Below are 19,514 nucleotides of genomic sequence, written 5' to 3'. Positions count from 1 at the left end.
CGAGTGACAAGGATCAGCGAGGCAAGCCGCATGGCGGCTGGTCCGAAAGCTGGGGCCTCGTCGCGGCCCCGTCGGTCCTCAGGTTTCCGGGCGGCAGGCATCCGCTCCAACAGAGACTTTCGGTCGATGTAACCCCCACATCGATAGTCGCGTCCCACCGCGATGAACGTCTCTCAACGGAAGGCTTTGCCGCCCGGAAACCTAGAGCCGGATGATTTCAGGTCTGTTCGGCCTGAAATCTGAATCCGCCTCTAAATCAAAGAGATAGAGCATGATGTCGCCCGAAAACCGCTTCACACTTTTCGGCATCATGCTCTAGTGTACACGTTTTTGTTACCTGCTGGAAGTTCAGCATCATGAGCACGCCCGAAGCCTTCAAGGAAGTGCCGCATCGCGGACTGATCACGGTCGCGCTGATGCTGGCGACGATCATGCAGGCGCTCGACACCACGATCGCCAATGTCGCGCTGCCGACCATGACCGGCGACCTCGGCGCGTCGCCCGACAACATCAACTGGGTGCTGACCTCCTATATCGTGGCCGCGGCAATCATGACGCCGGTCACCGGCTGGCTTGCCGACCGGCTTGGCCGCAAGGAGCTGTTCCTCGCCTCCGTTGTCGGCTTCACCATCTTCTCCATGCTCTGCGGCCTTGCCTGGAGTCTCGAGACGATGGTGCTCTTCCGGCTGTTGCAGGGCGTGTTCGGCGCGGCCATCGTGCCGCTGTCGCAGACCTTCCTGCTCGACATCAACCCGAAGGAGCGCCATGGCCAGGCGATGGCGATCTGGGGCGCCGGCATCATGCTTGGGCCGATCCTGGGGCCGACGCTCGGCGGCTGGCTGACGGAAAACTTCAACTGGCGCTGGGTGTTCTTCATCAACCTGCCGGTCGGCATCCTCGCCTTCCTCGGCATGGCCGCCTACCTGCCCGTCATCGCCAAGCGCGTGCGCGGCTTCGACTTCTTCGGCTTCGCCATGCTGTCGATCGGCGTCGGCGCGCTGCAGCTTCTGCTCGACCGCGGCGGCGAGGTCGATTGGTTCAACTCCGCCGAGATCTGGATCGAGCTCGCTCTGTCGCTCACCGGCTTCTGGGTGTTCATCATCCACACGGTGACATCAGAGCATCCCTTCATCGATCCAAAAATCTTCCTCGACCGCAATTTCGTGACCGGGCTGGGCTTCATCTTCGTCATGGGTGTGCTGATCCTGGCCTCGATGTCGCTGTTGCCGCCGATGCTGGCAAACATCTTCGGCTACCCGACCGTGACCATCGGCGTCGTGTTGGGTCCGCGCGGCATCGGCACGATGATTTCGATGCTGGTCGTCGGCCGCATCATGCACAGGATCGATGCCAGAATCCTCGTCGCCATCGGCTTCCTGCTCACCGCGCAGTCGCTCTATACGATGGCGAGCTTCACGCCGCAGATGGACAATTGGCTGATCATCTCTTCGGGCGTCGTCCAGGGTCTCGGCATGGGCATGGTGTTCGTGCCGCTGTCGACGGTCGCCTTCGCCACGCTCGACGCGCGCTACCGCACCGACGCCACCTCGCTGTTCAGCCTGGTGCGCAATCTGGGCTCGTCCATCGGCGTATCGGTGGTGGCGGCGCTGATGGTGCGCAACACTCAGATCAACCACACCGAGCTTTCGGCCTTCATCAACCCGTACAACCCGAACCTGTGGGCCGCGTCTCCGGCGGCGGCCGCCGGCGATCCCGCAGCGCTTTCGCAGGTCGACCGTGCGGTGAATGCCCAGGCGATGATGATTTCCTACATCAACGACTTCAAGATCCTGATGGTGATGACGCTGGCCGCGATTCCATTCGTCGTTCTGCTGCGCAAGCCCAGGGCCGCGCCCGTAGGCGGGGCGCCAGCGGCGCATATGGATTGATAAAGTCGCTGATCTAAGCCGGCCGCTTCAACGGCCCAGCACCAACGCCCAATAGCGCAGCGCCGGATCTCGGCCGTCGCGCACGTAAGCCAACCCGAAACGGCTGAAGTCGGTATCGAGCATGTTGCGGCGGTGTCCGGCCGAATGCATCCAGATGTCGAACAGCTTCTCAAGGTCGAAACGGCCCTCGGCGATGTTTTCGGCTGCGGCGCCATGCACGCCATTGTCCTTCATGCGCGAGGCGAAATCCTTGCCCCAGCCGGTGGTGTGGCTCATGCGCTCGCGCGAGGCCATATAGCCGGCCTGCTGCAATGCCGCCTGTTCGAGCTGCGTGTCAGGGGCCAGCGCCGGCAGCCCTGCCGAGGCGCGAAGACCGGCCAGTGTCGCCGTGGCGGACGAAGAGACGCCGGCGCCTTCGCCAGTCGGCACCGTGACGGTGCTGCAGGCGGCGATGCCGACAAGCGCCGCAAGGCCGGCGGCCTTGAGCAGAAAACGGCGGTTCGGGTCGGGGAGGGCTGTGATGGCGATGCTCATCCGGCCTCTGATACCGGCGATCGTGGCTTTTGCCGGGCAGGCGATGAAAATCGCATGAGGCGGCGACTTTTCCCGGAAGATCGATTATGATGCGGTCGTTCTTGAAGTGGCAGCCACGGGCGGCCACCGCAGGCGGTGACCGACCCGCGCTGATCTGGCGCATGATTGCTTGGCGAGAACCTCCTGGTTTTCGGGCTCATGCTCTGACAAAGGGAGGACGGTTATGGCCGGTTTTCATGTCATGACGGACGCGCGCGGGATGCATGTGCAGCCCACGGTGCGCCACATCTCCACCTCGGACCTCTGGGATGCGCTGAAGCTCGGCGCCGAGGATTTCTGGGCCAAGCCGTCGCACTATGTGTTCCTGTGCCTGATCTATCCGATCGTCGGCCTGATCCTGACGCGGTGGAGCTCCGGCTCCAACGCCATTCAGCTCGTCTATCCGCTGATGTCGGGCTTCGCGCTGATCGGGCCCTTCGCGGCCATCGGCCTCTATGAGATCAGCCGCCGGCGCGAGCTTGGCATGAGCAGCCGCTGGCATCATGCGCTCGACGTGCGCCATTCGCCGGCGCTGCCCTCGATCGCGGTCATCGGTATCCTGCTCTTCGCGCTGTTCCTTTTGTGGCTGTTCGCCGCGCAGTCGCTCTATACCGGCCTGTTCGGCGCCGAGCCGCCCGCCTCGGTCGGCGCCTTTGTGCGCGACGTGCTGACGACCGGCAAGGGCTGGACGCTGATCCTCGTCGGCAACGCCGTCGGTTTCGTTTTCGCCGTCGTCGTTTTGGCCACCACCGTCATTGCCTTTCCGCTGTTGCTCGACCGCGATGTCGGCGCCGTCTCGGCGATCGAAACCTCGGCCCGCGCCGTCATGGCCAATCCTCTGACGATGGCGCTTTGGGGGCTTACGGTCGCCGTGCTGCTGGTGGTCGGCTCGATCCCGCTGTTTGCCGGGCTTGCCGTCGTCATGCCGATCCTCGGCCACGCGACCTGGCATCTCTACCGCAAGGTGGTCGAGCCGGAACAGATCCGGCCTGTACGCCGGCCGATGTAGACGGCTGCGTTCTTGGAGGCGACGGCTATCTTTGCGCCTCGGTCGCCATCTTCAGGGCCAGCGCCGTCAGCACGGTGCCCATCATCCAGCGCTGCACGACCAGCCAGAACGGCCGTCCGGCGAGGAAATTCGCGATGGAGCCGGCCGTCACGGCGATGATGGCGTTGACGGTGAGGCTGATCGAAATCTGCGTCACGCCGAGCACCAGAAGCTGCGACAGGACATGGCCCTTGGCCGGATTGATGAACTGCGGCAGCAACGACAGATAGAGCACCGCCACCTTCGGATTGAGCAGATTGGTCATCAGCCCCATCACGAAAAGCTTGCGCGGCCTGTCTCTGGGCAACTCGCGGACCTGAAAGGGCGAGCGCCCGCCGGGCTTCAGCGCCTGCCAGGCGAGCCACAACAGATAGAGCGCGCCGGCGAAGCGAAGCGCGTCGTAGGCATAAGGCACGGCGAAGATGAGCGCGGTGATGCCGAAGGCCGCCGACACCACGTAGAACAGGAAGCCCAGCGCCACGCCGCCGAGCGAGATCAGCCCGGCTTTCGGCCCTTGCGACAGCGAGCGCGAGATCAGGTAGATCATGTTCGGCCCCGGCGTGAGCACCATGCCGAGGCAGATCAGCGCGAAAGTGAGATGGTTGGCGGCGTCGGGCATCGATGGCTCCGGAAAGTGCCCGAGATGTGCGCCGCTTCGCGGGAACTCGCAAGGGGTTGGCGGCTGGTACCCGTTGCGCCAGTGCGCCTTATCCGACCACGCGCAGGTTCGACAACTCGTTGGCAATCTCCTTGAAGTTGTCGGAGAGCGTTGCGCCGGTCGCGTTCCAGAACAGCTTGGCCGGTTTGCTGGGGTCGGTCGGATCCTTGCGGAAGCGGGAATCGGAAGAGCAGGCCTTCAGCGCGGCCATCGCCTTCTGGTCGCTTGAACTGGTCGACGACATGTCGAGCGCCACCGTCATCACCATGATCTTGGCCGCCTTGGCGTTGTCGCACAGCTTCGCCATCTGCTCGTTCATCGCCGCGGTGTAGTTGCTCGACGAGTAGTTGAACTGGCCGATGGCGGTCGACGTGCCGCCGAACAGGCGGGTGACCGAGGTGCCGTTATAGCCGACGCCGGTATAGCCGTAGGCGGCATAGGTCGACTTGTTGCCGGCCGGGTCGGAATTGACCGTCGAATAGGTGTTCTCGCCGTCGGTGAGAACGATGACGACCTTGTCGTTGCCGCGCTCGGATTCCGGACGGCCTTCGGTAAAGGGTTCGGCGCTCGATACGGTGCGCCAGCCCCAGGCCGTGCCTTCGGGTACATTGGTGTTGCCGTTGGGTTGCATCAGGTCGATCGCCGCCTTGATGGCCGCAAGCCCGTCCGCATTGGTGACGTCGGTGAGCGGCGTGATCGGCGTGGTGGTGCAGCTGTAATTCGGGCCGGCACCTTTCGACAGCACCGGCGCATCGATCGGCCGAGGCATGAAATACTTGGCCATGTTGGATTGGCGCGTCTTGCCGGTGGTGCTCGTCGGATCGTCGTTCCACCAGCTGTTGGCGGCGCCGTAGGTGACCGGGTTCGGCTCGTCCGGATCCTGGGTCACCTTCCACTGGTTGCCTGGCTCGTCGGGCGCGAACATCGGCACGAACATCGTCGCCGGATCGCCGACGCCGATGCCGGTGTTGTTGGGCCCGCCCGAGGCCGGCGTGTCGTCGACATTGTAGGGATAGGGGCGCACTTCCACGCAACCCTGCCAACTGGCGAACGGGCCATAGGTGTCGTTGTAGTCATATTCGTTGTGGCTGCGCTTGCAGGTGTTGTCGGAGCGGTACTGGTCGCACACGACGCGTTTGCTGCCGACGATGCGCTCATGGCTGGTCACCACCTGCATGTCGCGATAGAGCGAGAAGCGGCTCAACACCTGGTTTTCGGTTTCCCCCCAGCCGGTGCCTTTCTTGTACCATATGCCGCTGATCTTCTGGGCGTATCTGTCGGGCGCGTTCAGCGTCGACCAGTCGAAATTCTCATTCGCTATCGGCGACAGCCCATAGACGTCCATCCACGGGGCGTTGTCGTTGTCGGGCCCAACATTGACCGATGCCGCGAACGGCACGAGGCTGAACTGGACCGGCTTGTCGATCTGCTTGATCTGCGATGCCTGCTGCGCCAGCGTGTCGACAAGCTGCTTGGCGGCCTGCTTGAGCAGGTCGATGCGCTTCTGTCCCGTGCCTGTGCCAGGCGTTGTCATGGAGCCCGAATTGTCGAGCACCATCGCCACTTCCAGCGTGTTCTTCAACCGCACCTGGGAGCACATCTCGAGCTGGATCGGCTTATGCGCGTCGCCGTCGGATGCGCCATTGAGCAAGGCCGCGGCCGGATAGAAATACGGATGATAGGTGAGCGTCGCGCAAAGCTTCATCAGGCCGCCGCCGGTCTGGTTATTTGGCAGGGTGACATCGAGCGAAAGGTTGCCGGGCTCGATACCATTGAGGTTGGAATTGAAGAAGCCGGCCGCGTAGGCCCTGATCTGATCGTCGGTGGCTCCTTGCGAAAGCCGCACCGCGGCGGCGAAATTGGCAGCGTCGAGCGCGTTCAGCACCATCTGCTTTTCGCGGTTGAGCTCGCCGAAATCGACACCCATGGCTACTGCGCCCATCAATGGCACCATGGCGATCGCTGTCATGAGCGCATAGTTGCCGCGGCGGTCACGGCAGAATTGATGCCAGAATTTGCGCATTTTTTCTTGAGCGGCCCCCCGCCGGCGGATTCTCTGTCGGGCCACACTTCCACAAAACGCTGAAGGACCGGTTTGGCAAACCGCTCGATTGCTTAACGGCGACTTCACTTACCGCTAACCAAACCAGTTGCCATGGTATGGCCCACGATGAAACGCCCGCCTAGAGCAATTCCAGGAAAAGTGCACAGCGGTTTTCCGCCCGGAATTGCGTTGAAACAAAAGGCTAGAGCATTTCGCCGTTTCCGTGAAACGGTGAAATGCTCTAGCGGCGGGCGTCCTCGATCGTTTGCGGTGCGGCTCAGCTGACGATGCGCAGGTTCGACAGCTCGTTGCCGATCGCCTTGAAGTCGTCCGACAGCGTGGCGCCGGTCGAGTTCCAGAACAGCTTCGCCGGCTTGGTCGGGTCGGTCGGATCCTTGCGGAAGCGCGAATCCGATGCGCAGGCCTTGAGGGCAGCCATGGCCTTCTTTTCGTCGGTCTTGGTGTCAACCAGATCGAGCGAGACGGTCATCACGATGACCCCGGCAGCTTTGGCATTGGAGCAAAGCGTCTGCATGTTCTCGTCGAGCGCGGCGGTATAGTTGCTGTCGGTGTAGGTGGTCTTCGGCACCGCGCTACTCGTGTTCATGAACATGCGTGTCACGCTGCCTGAACCGGGGTAGGTCAGCCCGGTATATCCGTAAGCTGCGTAGGTGGATCGATTGTTGGCATAACTGGCGTCGCCGATGGCGCTGTAGGTGTTGGCGCCGTCGGTCAGAACAATGACCACCTTGTCGTTGCCTTTCTCGCTGTTCAACCGGCCTTCGGTGAACGGCACGTTGCTGGACACGGTGCGCCAGCCCCAGGCCATGCCTTCGGGCACGTTGGTGTTGCCGGTCGGCGCCATATCGTCGATGGCGTCATCAAGTTCCTGTTTCTCAGCCGCCACGCTGACATCCTTGAGCGGCGTAATCGGGCTGGTGGTGCAAGCCGCATTCGGACCGTCGCCAGCGCTCGCGGAGGCCGAACCATATGGCTTGACCAGGAAGTACTTGCGCATGTCGGACTGACGTTGCGACGCTGTCGGGTTGGATGAATAGGGCCAGTCCGCCCACCAGTTGTTGCTGTAGCCGTAGCTGACGCTGCTTACGTCGTTGTTGCCGTCGCGATTGAAATCGCGCCAAAGCGTGCCGGCCTCGTCGGGGGCGAACATCGGCACGAATAGCGTGGCCGGATTAGCGCTGTCCGGCGTCGTATCGTCGTCGTTGTATGGGTATGGCCTGGCCTCCACGCAGCCCTGCCAGCTCGCATAGCGGCTGGTGGTGTAGACGTATGTCGGGGACGGCGTGACCCAATGGCCTTTACTGCAGGTGCCGTCTTTCTTGGTGACATCGCAGACATACTGCTTCGGAGGCTGCACCGTTTCGCGGTCAGACTCGACGGTCATGTCGGAATAGAGGCTGAAGCGGGTGAGTGGCTGATCCTTGGTGTCTCCCCAGCCGTCGCCGCGTTTGTACCATATGCCGCCGACCTTCTGCGCGTACTTGTTGGCGTCGTTGGCGGACGTCATTGTAGACCAGTCGAAATCTTCATGGTGGATCGGCGAGACGCCGTTCAGATCCATCCACGTATCCTGGTCATGCGTCGGGCCGACATTGACGGAGGCCGAGAACGGGACCAGCGAGAACTGCACCGGCTTCGAGATCTGTTTCATCTGCTGCGCCTGCTGCGCCAGCGTGCTGACCAACTGTTTCGCTGCCTGCTTTAGGAGGTCGATGCGTTTCTGGCCAGTGCCTGAACCGTTCGTGCTCATCGAGCCGGAATTGTCGAGCACCAACGCTACTTCGAGCGTGTTCTTGAGACGGACTTCCGATCTGGCCGTCACATTTATGTTGGTTTCTCCAGCGGTACCGCCATTGAGCATCATAATGGCCGCTGGCAGGAAATAAGGCTTGTACTTGAGTGAAGCCTGGAGGATCAGCGTGCCGCCGCCGGAATTGTTGTTGGGCAAGGTAACCGTCAACGCCGTGTTCGCCGCAGTGACATGCGCAAGATTGGCTTCGAAGAATTGCTTGGCAAAGGCCTTTACTGCGTCGTCGCTGGCCCCCGTGACGATCTGCTGTGCCGTCGCGATGCCCGCGGCGTCGAGCGCGTTCAATGTTTCCTGCTTCTGCCTGACCAGTTCGGTATAGTCTATGGCAACCGCGACGCCGCCCATCAGTGGTATCATCGTGATGGCCGTCATCAAGGCGTAGTTTCCCCGCCTGTCGTGAAAAAAATCGCGGATCATTGTGCTTACCCCCGCCAAAGATCCATGTTGGAGTACGACCATGGTCGCAGTTGGTTTGGTACTATGGTCATAAATCGTTAAATTTCAGCTTTCGCGAAACTGTCAAGAACGCGGCGCCTCTTTGACTGCGCGTTAACCCTGTGCAACCGGCGGTCCGCCCATGGCGGATACCTGTTGCCCCGTCCGCGCTTGACGGAAGGGCAGGTCGGGAAAGCTGGTGACAGGATGAGGCGCTTCGGCTATGCGGGGCGGACCGCGGCGGCCTTCAGCGCGACGCGGTTCATGATCGAAATCAGGGACACGGCATGGCGGATTCGCCTGACATCATCGCTTCGCTCGACGATCTGGCGGGGCGCTACGCCGCCATACTGTGCGACGTATGGGGCGTCGTGCACAACGGCGAATGGCATTTTCCGGCCGCTGCCGCCGCACTTGCAAGGGCGCGCGCGGCCGATGTGCCTGTCGTGCTCATCACCAATTCGCCGCGTCGCAGCGCCGACGTCGTCGCCCAGATGAAGGTGATCGGCGTCCCTGGCGATGCCTGCGACCGGGTCGTCACGTCCGGCGACGTGACCCGCGACCTGATCGCCGATGGCCCGAGGAAGATCTTTCATATCGGCCCCGAGCGCGATTTCACGCTCTATGACGGGCTCGATGTCGATCTGGTCGAGGAATTCGAGGCCTCGGGTATTGTCTGCACGGGCCTCTATGACGACGAGGTCGAGAAGCCCGCCGACTATGCCGAACTGCTGCAGCGGCAGCGTGCCCGCAATCTGCCGTTCATTTGCGCCAATCCGGATATCCTGGTGGAGCGCGGCGAGCGCACCATCTGGTGCGCCGGCGCGCTCGCGCGGGATTACGCGCAGTTGGGCGGGCGCACGCTGATCGCCGGCAAGCCCTTCGCGCCGATCTACGATGTCGCCATGAAGGAGGTCGCCGGCCTTCTTGGCCGCGCCGTCGAGCGCGGCGAGGTTCTCGCCATCGGCGACGGCATGATGACGGATGTCAAGGGCGCGGCCGACAACGGCTTCGACGTGCTCTATGTCTCGGGCGGCATCCACGCTCGCGACTATGGCGATCCGCTCCGCCCCGACCCCGAAAGGCTGGCGGGCTTTCTCGAAAAGCACGGCTACCGGCCGGTCGCCGTCATTCCGCGTCTGCAATAGGTTGGTGGTCTGGCCATGACGGACGCCTCGATATGAAGCAAGCTTTCGAACGTCTTTCCGCGGTCGCGCCACTGCCCGCGCATCTGCGCGGCGGCGTCGTAGCGATCGGTAATTTCGACGGTGTCCACCGCGGCCATCAGTCCGTCCTGGAGCGCGCGCTGACCGAAGCCCGCCGCAGCGGCGTGCCCGCTTTGGTGCTCACTTTCGAGCCGCATCCGCGCAAGATCTTCCGGCCACAGGTGCCGCTCTTCGTGCTGACGCCGCCACCGATGAAGGCGCGGCTGCTTGCCGGGCTTGGCTTTGCCGCCTTGGTCGAGCAGCCGTTCACGCGCGAGTTCGCCTCGCTATCGCCCGAGGCTTTCGTGACCGATGTGCTGGAGAAGAACCTCGGCATCCGCCACGCCATCACCGGTTTCGACTTTCATTTCGGCAAGGACCGCCAGGGTGGCCCGGCCTTTCTGATGGCTGCCGGAGAACGGCATGGCTTCGGCGTGACGCTGGTCGATGCCTTCCGCGATGAGGGCGCGGAGGTGGTTTCATCGAGTCGCATCCGGGGACTGCTCGCCGAAGGCAAGGTGGAGGAGGCCGCCGGCCTGCTCGGCTACCGTTTCACCGTCGAAGCCGAGGTGATCGGCGGCCAGCAGCTTGGCCGCACCCTCGGCTTCCCGACCGCCAATATGCGGCTTTCGCCGGAAGCGGCCTTGAAGGAAGGGATTTATGCCGTCCGCTTCCGTCGCGCCGACGGCACGCTCCATGATGGCGTCGCCAGCTTCGGCCGGCGTCCCACCGTCGACGACAATGGCGCGCCGCTGCTCGAAACCTACGTCTTCGATTTTTCCGGCGATCTCTATGGCCAGACCTGCCAGGTGTCGTTCTTCGGCTTCCTGCGGCCGGAGCTCAAATTCGACGGCCTTGATGCGCTGGTGGCACAGATGAAAAAGGACGAGGCCGAGGCGAGGGCGCTGCTGGCGGGCGTGCGCCCGCTCTCGCAACTGGACGCCGAGATCGCGTTCTAGGCCGTAGTGACGATTTAAGGAATTGGGATTCCCACGGGCCGGCAAATCAGATTCAACGCTGATTTTTGGGGATCAGTGATGAACTGCGACGCGCTTCGGGACGACCAGTGGGACCGGATCAAGGGCTTTGTTCCGGGCGGCAGAAAGGGCAAGCGTGGCCCGCGTGCCGACAACCGGAAATTCCTCGACGCGTTGTTGTGGATGGCGCGGTCAGGCGGGCGCTGGCGCGACCTGCCGGAGCGGCTCGGGGATTACCGGTCGGTGAAGCGCCGCTACTATCGCTGGATCGAGATGGGCGTGCTGGACGACATGCTGGCCGCACTCGCCCGCGAAGCTGATCTCGAATGGCTGATGATCGACTCAACGATCGTGCGGGCGCACCAGCACGCCGCCGGGGCACGCAAGGTCAAAGGGGGGCGGATGCCCAGGGCCTGGGCCGGTCTCGCGGCGGCCTAAGCACCAAAATCCACGCGGCTACCGAGGCGCTCGGCCTTCCCCTGCGCCTGATCGGCACGCCCGGCCAGCGTAACGACATCGCCTTTGCCCACGACCTGATCAACGGTATCGACGCCCATGCCACCATCGCCGACAAGGGATACGACGCCGATCACCTCGCCGATAGCATCGCGCAAGGGGGCGCCGAGGTCGTCATCCCGCCCAAGCGCAACCGCAAGGTCCAGCGACCCTACGACCGTGATCTCTACAAGGAGCGAAATCGAATCGAACACTTCTTCAGCAAGCTCAAGCAGTTCAGGCGCGTCGCAACCCGATACGACAAACTGCTCGCCAACTTCATGGGCTTCGTCAAACTCGCCGCTATCGCCATCTGGCTCAAATAGTTAAATCGTCACCACCGCCTAGTGCGTTTCACGGAAACGGCGAAACGCCCTATCTCCTTGTTTTGACGCAATTCCGGACGGCCACGGCGAAGTCGCCGGGCCCAACCACTACACACTTTTCCTGGAATTGCTCGGATCGTCTTCAGTCTGCCGCTCGATCAAAGGCTGACTCGCATGGGTGAAGCATTTCACCGACCGCGGGCGCTTGATTGCGCAGAAAGCGCTAATGAAGATAGACCTAATGGTGTGGGCCGTTGTCCTGCCCTGCGCAGCGCTGTTCATCCTCTGCGACGGACTTAGCGCGCATTGGGGCAAGACCGGCAGCGGCCGCAGCCTGGCCATCGTCATGCTGCTGTCGCCGGTATCCTACTTCATGTTTGCCTTCATCAACACGCGACTGAATCTTGCCGTTACCGGCGCGCTGGTCAATACGATTGTGGTGGCCGGCGCAGTCCTGGTCGGCGCGGTCGTCTTCAAGGAGGACGTTTCGAAAGCCCAATATCTCGGCATTGCGCTGGCACTTGCCGCAGTCACGCTTCTCAACGCCGACTGACGGAAGCCTACCGCTTCAGCGCCAGGCCGATGGCGATGAAGCTCCATCCCTGGAAGACCAGGTCGATCGCCAGGAAGATGCCAAGCACCCAAAGGCTGTTCACCGGCCAGCCCATGGCGATCATCAGGCCGAGCAGAATGGTGATGATGCCGGCCGCGAGCAGCCATCCCCAGCCTTGCTGCGGCCGGTGATTGAAGGCCACCCAGGACCGCAGAAGCCCCGAAGCGACGAGCGCGATGGCCAACAGCAGCGTCAGCAGCGCCGAGGCGAGCAACGGGTTGTCGAAGGCGAAGAAGCCGGCGACGGCGTAGAGCAGGCCGCTCAGCAGCCAGTAGAAGAAACGTCCCCAGGTCTTGACTCCGAAGGCGTGGATGATCTCGATGACACCTGCCATCAGCATCAGCCAGCCGACGACATAGACCGAGGCGACGGTGGCGATGAACAGATTGCCGAAGGCGATGCCGCCGAAGATCAGCAGCAACACGCCGAGCGCCACGAACCATCCCCATTTGTCCCGCGTCTGGCCGATCACGTCCTTGAGAGCGTCGCTTGGCAGAGTCATGGTTTCATCTCCCTCGAAATTCACCACCGGTCGTGCGGCGAAAGGAAGCTAAACCCAACGGCATTGTCCGTCCAGCAACACGGGCCCAGCCCGCGGGCGGCCGGCTGTTCCATGACCTTCCTACCACGATCGAGAATCGCGACGATTTGATAGCCACCGGGCGGGCGGCGCGAGAGCATGCGCTTTCCTTCAAGCCCGGGGGTGAGCTCGGCCGCTACATCGTCGACGAAACCCTGAGCCGGTTCCGGAATACCGGACAGGCAAGCCGCGTATCCCGGCAACCATAAAGGCGGCTATTGTCGCGACGGCCGGACTTCGTCCGGGAACGGCGCAAGCGTCGCCTCCAGTGTCTCCCGGCCGGCCTGCTCCCAGCCTCGCGCCACGAATTCTCTGGCCTTCGCTTCGTATGGAGCACGGGCCGCGGGCGAGGTGATCCACTCCCGCATGGCGCTTTCCCATCCTTCGACGTCGAGCGGATCAAGGCAGAGTCCCGACGAGCCGACAACTTCGGCGATGGCTCCGCCCGTGGAGGCGATCAGCGCCTTCCCATAGGCCAGCGCCTCGACGGGCGGCAGCCCATATCCTTCATAGAGCGACGGATACACGCAGAACGCACTGTTGCGGTAAAGGCGGGACAACGTTGCGTCGTCGACGTTGTCGAGATGGACAAGACTCTTGCCGTAGTCGGGATGGCTGTGAAGCTTCGCCAGGATCCCGTCGACCATCCAGCCGCTGCGGCCGACGAAAACCAGCTTCATGCCGCTGCGCGCGACCGTTCCGTCCAGGACGATGCGCCTCCAGACATCCATGAGCAGCGAATGGTTCTTGCGTGGCTCGATGGTGGAAACGAACAGGATATAGCGATCCGTCTCGATCCCGTCCGGCATGCGGCTGTCCGCCTTCGATTCGCGGGCGCTGTCGCAGCCGAGAGGGACTTGTTTCAGCTCCGGCAGATGGACGCCGAGCTTGGCGGCATAGTCCTCGACGTCAGTGGTGACGCGCCTCGACGTTAGGATGAAGCGGTCTGCCAGCCCGACCGCCAGGTTCACGTAGTCGGTGAATCTCTTGACGTCGTGCGGCTTGTACCAATCGGGAAACTGGATCGGAATGATGTCGTTCAAGAGCACGATCAGCTTTGCGCCGGCCAAGCGCGCCTCGCGCGAAATGACCTCGATATCGGTATGCGCCCAGTCGTTGTTCATCAACAGCAGATGGTCGCCGGGCGAAAGATCGTATTTGTCGCCGGCCACAGTCCTGAGCGGGACGATACGAGCGCGTGAACGGTCCTCGCGAGCGACCTGCCGCTGCTCGGTTTCCTTCATCAGCCGGTTTTCGATCCGCTCGAGGAAACGAAGAAAAGGGCTGCCGGGATGGCGCCGGCCGAACGCGCCAATTTCCGTTATCAGCATCCGGCGCGGTCTTATGATCGTCATCAGCAACCGCCGCGCCCATTTCGGCCAGCGATCGTAGAACCTTATCTTGATGCGGGCCGGGTCCGGGTAAAAGCTCATGTCGCATGAAATGTCGCCGGCGATGATTTCCGCTGCCATACCAGGCGAAACCTGTCTAAGGACCCGCTCGATCGGGTCGAACACGGTGAACGCCACATCGGAAGCCTTGAATGCGGCCGCCGCGGCCGCGTAGTGGCGTTGCACGCGGACCAGGCCGACCGGAGGGCCGAGCCAACGCACCATGCTCGAGAGATCGACGACGAGACGCATCATGCGGGCCGCATCAGTTGAGCCGCATTCTTGCGGGACGCGCGATCATCCTGCGCCAGGCCAGTCGAGGTCCCAGCGCGAGCGTCCTGAAGGAGGGCGCGCCGACAGCCGCGAGGAACAGCAGCTTTAGAGTGAGGGCGAGGGGTATGTCCGCGGTTCGCAGCAGCAACTCGATGTCGCGTCTCTCCGGGCTGGAGATGCCGACCCCCATGGCGGCGCGCGACGCCAGAAAGCTTGCGATGGCCTGCGCGGGTTGGCCGTTCGCGTCGAACGGCTCGGCGCGATGGCGACGCAGCAGCGCCGACTGCCTGGCCAATGCCGCCGCTGCCTTTTGCTGATCTTCCTTCATGCGTGATACCTGTCCCGGATGCGATCTCAGCTTCACGAGCCGCGCATCCATGTTGGCCAGTTTTCCCGTTTCGGAAAGCCGCAGCCATAGATCGTAGTCTTCCGCGTGGGTGAATGCGCGGCGGTAGCCTCCCGCGCGCCGGACGGCCTCGGTCCGAAACATCACTGTCGGATGAAGCATGGGATTGTATCTGGCAAGCGCTTCGCGCAACGGGTCGCCGCCTGCGGGGACGTCAAGCGGCCTCAACGGATTTCCGTCCCGGTCGATCTGCAACCCCGCCGTACCGAGCAACTGCAGATCGGCATCCGCGTCGAAACACGCCACCTGCAGGCGCAACCTGCCGGGCAGCGAGACATCGTCACAATCCATGCGCGCCACAAGAGGGGCCTGCGCGAGCGAAAGCCCCATGTTCAGCGCATCGACGATCCCCTTGCCGCGGCTGGCGACAAGCCTGACGCGGCTGTCGCGGTCGCTGATCGACGTCGCGATCGCGGCGGTGTCGTCGCGAGATCCATCGTCGACCACGATGACTTCGATATCCGCCAGATCCTGGTCCAGGATGCTTTGCAGGGCCTCGCCGACATATTGCGCGCCGTCTCGCACCGGAATGATCACACTCACTGTCGGCAATGGAACTTTCCTTGCGATAATCGGTCGTGACCGAATGGCCGTTGAATTGTCGAATGTCGGCGGCCTGGTTTCAAAATTCCAATTCCAAAGTTTCGTCGGTCTGTCGACTGTCAATCTCTTTGTCCGGCCGATCCGAGTGCGATCTCAAGCGCGGGAGCGAGCAGTCGCAGGACCGCCTCGCGCTTTTTCGCCTTCAAAGAAAGGTCGCCGTCGAGGCCGACTTCATGAAGCCAGCTTCCCCGCCATTCGCAATAGGCCTGTCTGAGCTCAATTCCCGGCAAGGCGGCGAATGCGGTTATCGGCCGTTGCGGCACCGCGTTGGGATCCGCATTCCGATAGAGCACTTCCCAATTGGCTCCGCCGGTGTCGAGGCCGGCGAACCAGTCGAGCCCGAAATCGAGAGGCTCGCGGCCGACGGCGTCGAACCGAAAGAAGCAATAGCCGGCCCACAAATACCATCGCGCGCCTGCCCAGCGCAGATCGCCGTAAAACGCCGCGTCTTCAAGAGGTTCGAAGGGGTCGCATGGCTTCGTCGGGAAAAGGTCCTGGTCGAGGAATCCGAACGCGGCCGGCGCGCCAGGCTTCAGGATGTTGCGCCACATCCAATTGAGCGCCGCGCCGTGGGACCGGCTCGGGTTCCTTACGGTCCATGGATTGGCCGGCAGCCTGACATAGGCGGCGCCGTGAGCCGCGCATACCTGCCTGTTCTTGCCCGCGGAAGCTTCTCCGACGCTGTTGTCGGCCACGATGTGGAGATCGTGGCGAACAAGTCCGCTCGTCAGCCGCAACTGGAGATCCAGGCATTGAGCATCGCCGAAGGCAACGGTCAGCAGGACATGGCGACCCCGGGCGGCCTCGCGGATGCCCTGGATGTCGCCATCCTTGGCCGGCTGGCGCAGAAACCTCCGGTCGATTCTCCGGTAACGGGCAGTTTTGACGGCGTGCAGCAGCGGCTGCAGTCTCAGCCATTGCCGCCAGTCATATTCGCGCAGGGCCCTTGGCACGGCTGTGGCGGCTTTCAGTCGAACCCGGCTTCGCAGGCGCGATCGCCCCGTGGAACTTTCATGAGCGCGCTCCGGTTGGTCTTGGCGGGAGAAAGCTAGAACGCGACAGCATCCAAGTCTCTTGATAACCGGCTATATACAGCATATTCGTGGTTTCAACACGGCCAACATTTAGGCGCCCGGCCGTGTTTGTTTGATTGGGGAAGTCTGGGGCGCACCCGGAGTCTCTCTCCGTCGATCCGACTTGGGGGATAAGGCGGCGCTCCGGAAAATGAGATGAAAATCTGCTGCGCAATCTCTGCCCTCTTCATGAATGGGGGGCTGCAAAGGGATTGCCTCAACATCAGCGACCGACTGGTCCGGCGCGGCCATAGCGTGACGATCCTGACGACCCGCCAGGTCGGTCATGTCGAGAGTTCGGCTGCGATAAAAATCCAGCCGGCACGGGTTCTCTCGAACCCTGGCACCGAATATGCGCTGGGTAGGACCGTGCTGACGGCCAGGCGGGACTTCGACTGCGTGGTCGGTTTCAACAAGATGGCGGGCCTGGATATCTACTATGCCGGCGACCCGCCCTATTTTGTGTCGAAGCTCGGGTGGTGGCGGCCGTTTTCGCCCCGCTTCATGCGCCAGCAGAAGCTCGAATCGATGATCTTTGCCCCTGGCAACGCCGTGCAGATCATCGCACTCAGCGAACACCAGGCAACGCTTTACCGCAACTTCTGGCGGACGGAGGAATCGCGCATTCACGTCGTCGGACCGACGCTCGATCCGAAACGCCGCAGACCGGAGCTGCTGGCTGTCGACCGCAATGAAATCCGCGATCGTTTTGGGCTTCCGCGCGAAACGGTCATCGCCTTGACCATCGCCAACAGGTTGAAGGTGAAGGGTCTCGACCGGGCGATAAAAGCGCTTCAGCCGTTCCCGGAGATCCATTGGCTGGTCGCCGGCCTTCGAAAAAACAGCGAGGAGGAAACGCGGCTTCTCGGCCTGATTGCCAAAGCCGGCATATCGAAAAGGGTCACTCTGCTGGGCATCCAGGAGGACATCCCGGCGGTCGTGGTCGCGAGCGACTTCATGCTGCACCCGGCTCGCCTGGAAAATACGGGCACGGTTATTCTCGAGGCGCTTGCAAACGGCCTGCCGGTCATCGCATCGGACGCCTGCGGATATGCAAAATATGTCGGAGCCAGCGGGGCGGGACTGGTTGTGGCCAGTCGCGACGACCCCGAAATCTGGCGGCAGGCAATCCTGAAAGCCGGCAACCCGGCGGTCCGGGACCAATGGCGCGAGGCGGCTCTTGGCTACGGCGCGTCGAACCCGCTTACCGGCGGACTGGAAGCAGCCTGCGATCTGATAGAGACGCTGCGCCACAACCGGCGCTCCGTTTAGCGCAGCGACACCGGCGATTACAAATCGTCAAGGGCGATGCCGCTTATCGGCGGCATTGGGTGAAAAGCGACCCCCACCGGCCACGGCCGGCCGATCGCGTCCTTCATGGCATCGCTTTGGTCGACTTCCCTCCAGATGTGGCCGGCGCATCCTGTCGTGAGGGAAGGTAGTCCCAATGGCACTGCCGTCCAGAGTCGCCGCTATTGCAAAGATGTGCCGAAGCTGGTGTCATCCCGTTTTGCACCACTGGTGAGGCACGGTGATGAAGCGCTCCTTTGGGCTTACCCTGTTTTCCTCAACTCTCGCTCTGTGCGCTGCCGCTTCGGCGTCCGCTTCCGCAGCCCAGCCTGGCGATCCGCCGGCCGGCATTGCCAAGATAGAGACGGTGGTCGTCATCTTCGCGGAGAACCGCGCTTTCGACAATCTCTATGGCCATTTTCCTGGCGCTGACGGCATCGACAAGGCGAGCCAGGAAAGCCTGCAGCAGCGTGACCGTGACGGCTCCGTGCTGTCCGAACTGCCGCCGGTGTGGGACGGGCTGACCGCCAAGGGCGTCACGCCGCCGGTGACACAGGCGATGACCGAACACCTTGCGAACGCGCCGTTCACCGTGAACGACGCGAAGGGTTTCAACGTCCCGCTTACGGTCGTGACGCACGATCTCTGGCATCGCTACTACCAGAACCAGATGCAAATCGACGGCGGCAAGAACGACATGTTCGTCGCCTGGGCCGATTCGGGCGCCATGCCGATGAGCAACTGGGACGCCTCCAAGACCGACATGTGGGCGGTCGCGCAGAAATACGTGCTGGCCGACCACTTCTTCATGGGTGGGTTCGGCGGCTCATTCTTCAACCACCAATGGCTGATCTGCGCCTGCGCGCCCTACTACGCCGATGCCGACAAGAACCCTGCCAAGCCGTCGATCTCGGTGACGGACGACAGTGGCACGGCGCTGAAGGTCGCCGACAATTCACCGAAATCGGCGCGCGACGGCATCCCGAAATTCGTCTCCGACGGCAACCTGACGCCGGATTTCTACGCGGTAAACACGATGCAACCGCCTTTCCAGCCGAGCGGCAACGATCCGGCGCCTGGCGGCGATCCGCGCCTAGCGGATCCGGCCAAGCCGACGACCCTCCCACCGCAGACCGAGCCGACCATCGGCGACATGCTCAGCCTCAAGCACATAAGCTGGGCATGGTATTCAGGCGCCTGGCAGTACACCCTCGACCACGGCAACCACACGCCGATCCCGAATTTCCAGTATCACCACCAGCCGTTCAACTATTACGCCAACTTCGCGCCTGGCACCGAGGCCAGGCGCGAACATTTGCGCGACGCGGGGCTGGGAGGCGTGAGCTTCACCCAGGCGATCGACGATGGCGCCCTGCCGCAGGTTTCCTTCTATAAGCCGCAGGGCAATCTCAACGAGCATTCCGGCTATGCCGACATCCAGGCGGGCGACCGCCATATCGCCGATGTCATCGCGCATCTGGAGAAGAGCCCGCAATGGCCGCACATGCTGGTCGTCGTCACCTATGACGAGAATGGCGGCATCTGGGATCATGCCGCGCCGCCCAAGGGCGATCGCTGGGGGCCCGGCACGCGCATCCCCGCAATCATCGTTTCGCCCTTCGCCAAACACGGCTATGTCGATCACGCGCCCTATGACACCACCTCGATCCTTCGCCTCATCACGGAGCGTTTCGAACTGCCTGTGCTGCACGGCATCGTGGTTCGCGACCGGGCCGTTGCCGCGCATGGCGAGCCACCGCTCGGTGACCTTACCGGCGGGCTCGACCTGAATTGATGGCCCGTA

General features: G+C 62.7%; 16 protein-coding genes. 9 read left to right on the top strand and 7 right to left on the bottom strand.

Annotated elements, in window-relative coordinates; translation table 11 throughout:
- Nucleotides 1-356 precede the first annotated feature (356 nt).
- Nucleotides 357-1,889, top strand: coding sequence for a DHA2 family efflux MFS transporter permease subunit (locus FJ430_RS23290; protein WP_140711074.1), 1,533 nt, complete (start codon nucleotides 357-359; stop codon nucleotides 1,887-1,889).
- 27 nt (nucleotides 1,890-1,916) lie between these two features.
- Here the strand turns inward: FJ430_RS23290 and FJ430_RS23285 are convergent, their stop codons facing one another.
- The gene (locus FJ430_RS23285) at nucleotides 1,917-2,423 is read right to left on the bottom strand and encodes a CAP domain-containing protein (RefSeq protein WP_140711075.1); all 507 of its coding nucleotides are present in this window, start codon (nucleotides 2,421-2,423) and stop codon (nucleotides 1,917-1,919) included.
- A gap of 223 nt (nucleotides 2,424-2,646) precedes the next feature.
- Between FJ430_RS23285 and FJ430_RS23280 the strand changes: the two genes are divergently transcribed.
- The gene (locus FJ430_RS23280) at nucleotides 2,647-3,471 is read left to right on the top strand and encodes a DUF2189 domain-containing protein (protein WP_140656965.1); all 825 of its coding nucleotides are present in this window, start codon (nucleotides 2,647-2,649) and stop codon (nucleotides 3,469-3,471) included.
- A gap of 25 nt (nucleotides 3,472-3,496) precedes the next feature.
- On the opposite strand, the gene FJ430_RS23275 is transcribed toward FJ430_RS23280, so the two are convergent.
- The 3 genes from FJ430_RS23275 to FJ430_RS23265 form a co-directional block, all read right to left on the bottom strand.
- Complete coding sequence (locus FJ430_RS23275; RefSeq protein ID WP_140656967.1) at nucleotides 3,497-4,129, bottom strand: LysE family translocator; 633 nt, start codon at nucleotides 4,127-4,129, stop codon at nucleotides 3,497-3,499.
- An 88-nt stretch (nucleotides 4,130-4,217) separates the two neighbouring features.
- The gene (locus FJ430_RS23270) at nucleotides 4,218-6,191 is read right to left on the bottom strand and encodes a pilus assembly protein (protein ID WP_140711076.1); all 1,974 of its coding nucleotides are present in this window, start codon (nucleotides 6,189-6,191) and stop codon (nucleotides 4,218-4,220) included.
- A gap of 298 nt (nucleotides 6,192-6,489) precedes the next feature.
- Nucleotides 6,490-8,460 carry a TadE/TadG family type IV pilus assembly protein gene (locus tag FJ430_RS23265; RefSeq protein ID WP_140711077.1) on the bottom strand — a complete coding sequence of 657 codons (1,971 nt, stop codon included), beginning with the start codon at nucleotides 8,458-8,460 and terminating at the stop codon, nucleotides 6,490-6,492.
- Between the two features lie 305 nt (nucleotides 8,461-8,765).
- Here FJ430_RS23265 and FJ430_RS23260 point away from each other — a divergent pair, with 305 nt between their 5' ends.
- The 4 genes from FJ430_RS23260 to FJ430_RS23245 all read left to right on the top strand — a co-directional run bounded on the left by FJ430_RS23260 (nucleotide 8,766) and on the right by FJ430_RS23245 (nucleotide 12,034).
- The gene (locus FJ430_RS23260; protein ID WP_140711078.1) at nucleotides 8,766-9,626 is read left to right on the top strand and encodes a TIGR01459 family HAD-type hydrolase; all 861 of its coding nucleotides are present in this window, start codon (nucleotides 8,766-8,768) and stop codon (nucleotides 9,624-9,626) included.
- A 32-nt stretch (nucleotides 9,627-9,658) separates the two neighbouring features.
- Nucleotides 9,659-10,642, top strand: coding sequence for a bifunctional riboflavin kinase/FAD synthetase (locus FJ430_RS23255; RefSeq protein ID WP_140711079.1), 984 nt, complete (start codon nucleotides 9,659-9,661; stop codon nucleotides 10,640-10,642).
- 78 nt (nucleotides 10,643-10,720) lie between these two features.
- Nucleotides 10,721-11,481 (top strand): IS5 family transposase gene (locus FJ430_RS23250; RefSeq protein WP_226891851.1). Its coding sequence is split into 2 segments (ribosomal slippage): nucleotides 10,721-11,060 and nucleotides 11,060-11,481, totalling 762 coding nucleotides; the frame shifts between segments, so codons are not numbered across the junction.
- A gap of 226 nt (nucleotides 11,482-11,707) precedes the next feature.
- On the top strand, nucleotides 11,708-12,034 hold the full coding sequence (locus tag FJ430_RS23245; protein ID WP_140641115.1) for a hypothetical protein: 327 nt from the start codon (nucleotides 11,708-11,710) through the stop codon (nucleotides 12,032-12,034).
- A 7-nt stretch (nucleotides 12,035-12,041) separates the two neighbouring features.
- On the opposite strand, the gene FJ430_RS23240 is transcribed toward FJ430_RS23245, so the two are convergent.
- The 3 genes from FJ430_RS23240 to FJ430_RS23230 all read right to left on the bottom strand — a co-directional run bounded on the left by FJ430_RS23240 (nucleotide 12,042) and on the right by FJ430_RS23230 (nucleotide 15,287).
- Entirely contained in the window at nucleotides 12,042-12,596 is a 555-nt protein-coding gene (locus FJ430_RS23240) for an HdeD family acid-resistance protein (protein ID WP_140704295.1), read from the bottom strand.
- 293 nt (nucleotides 12,597-12,889) lie between these two features.
- On the bottom strand, nucleotides 12,890-14,320 hold the full coding sequence (locus tag FJ430_RS23235; protein WP_140704293.1) for a glycosyltransferase family 4 protein: 1,431 nt from the start codon (nucleotides 14,318-14,320) through the stop codon (nucleotides 12,890-12,892).
- Nucleotides 14,321-14,330: 10 nt separating this feature from the next.
- Complete coding sequence (locus FJ430_RS23230; RefSeq protein ID WP_226892248.1) at nucleotides 14,331-15,287, bottom strand: glycosyltransferase; 957 nt, start codon at nucleotides 15,285-15,287, stop codon at nucleotides 14,331-14,333.
- Nucleotides 15,288-15,322: 35 nt separating this feature from the next.
- Here FJ430_RS23230 and FJ430_RS23225 point away from each other — a divergent pair, with 35 nt between their 5' ends.
- From FJ430_RS23225 to FJ430_RS23215, 3 genes are all read left to right on the top strand, one after another.
- Nucleotides 15,323-16,399 (top strand): hypothetical protein, encoded by a 1,077-nt coding sequence (locus FJ430_RS23225; protein WP_226891849.1) that lies wholly within the window; start codon nucleotides 15,323-15,325, stop codon nucleotides 16,397-16,399.
- A gap of 177 nt (nucleotides 16,400-16,576) precedes the next feature.
- On the top strand, nucleotides 16,577-17,692 hold the full coding sequence (locus tag FJ430_RS23220) for a glycosyltransferase family 4 protein (protein ID WP_140704285.1): 1,116 nt from the start codon (nucleotides 16,577-16,579) through the stop codon (nucleotides 17,690-17,692).
- A 262-nt stretch (nucleotides 17,693-17,954) separates the two neighbouring features.
- The gene (locus tag FJ430_RS23215) at nucleotides 17,955-19,505 is read left to right on the top strand and encodes an acid phosphatase (protein ID WP_140704283.1); all 1,551 of its coding nucleotides are present in this window, start codon (nucleotides 17,955-17,957) and stop codon (nucleotides 19,503-19,505) included.
- Nucleotides 19,506-19,514 lie beyond the last annotated feature (9 nt).

Origin of the sequence: Mesorhizobium sp. B2-8-5, from assembly GCF_006440675.2 — a bacterium.
Classification (GTDB): domain Bacteria; phylum Pseudomonadota; class Alphaproteobacteria; order Rhizobiales; family Rhizobiaceae; genus Mesorhizobium.
Note: the sequence above shows the minus strand (reverse complement) of the source record. Positions and strands in the feature narration are given on the sequence as shown.

Coding starts and splice junctions, on each gene's coding strand:
- FJ430_RS23290 (WP_140711074.1), top strand. CDS start 357: ATGAGCACGCCCGAAGCCTTCAAGGAAGTGCCGCATCGCGGACTGATC.
- FJ430_RS23240 (WP_140704295.1), bottom strand. CDS start 12,596: ATGACTCTGCCAAGCGACGCTCTCAAGGACGTGATCGGCCAGACGCGG.
- FJ430_RS23275 (WP_140656967.1), bottom strand. CDS start 4,129: ATGCCCGACGCCGCCAACCATCTCACTTTCGCGCTGATCTGCCTCGGC.
- FJ430_RS23255 (WP_140711079.1), top strand. CDS start 9,659: ATGAAGCAAGCTTTCGAACGTCTTTCCGCGGTCGCGCCACTGCCCGCG.
- FJ430_RS23260 (WP_140711078.1), top strand. CDS start 8,766: ATGGCGGATTCGCCTGACATCATCGCTTCGCTCGACGATCTGGCGGGG.
- FJ430_RS23245 (WP_140641115.1), top strand. CDS start 11,708: ATGAAGATAGACCTAATGGTGTGGGCCGTTGTCCTGCCCTGCGCAGCG.
- FJ430_RS23270 (WP_140711076.1), bottom strand. CDS start 6,191: ATGCGCAAATTCTGGCATCAATTCTGCCGTGACCGCCGCGGCAACTAT.
- FJ430_RS23215 (WP_140704283.1), top strand. CDS start 17,955: ATGAAGCGCTCCTTTGGGCTTACCCTGTTTTCCTCAACTCTCGCTCTG.
- FJ430_RS23265 (WP_140711077.1), bottom strand. CDS start 8,460: ATGATCCGCGATTTTTTTCACGACAGGCGGGGAAACTACGCCTTGATG.
- FJ430_RS23220 (WP_140704285.1), top strand. CDS start 16,577: ATGAAAATCTGCTGCGCAATCTCTGCCCTCTTCATGAATGGGGGGCTG.
- FJ430_RS23235 (WP_140704293.1), bottom strand. CDS start 14,320: ATGATGCGTCTCGTCGTCGATCTCTCGAGCATGGTGCGTTGGCTCGGC.
- FJ430_RS23285 (WP_140711075.1), bottom strand. CDS start 2,423: ATGAGCATCGCCATCACAGCCCTCCCCGACCCGAACCGCCGTTTTCTG.
- FJ430_RS23280 (WP_140656965.1), top strand. CDS start 2,647: ATGGCCGGTTTTCATGTCATGACGGACGCGCGCGGGATGCATGTGCAG.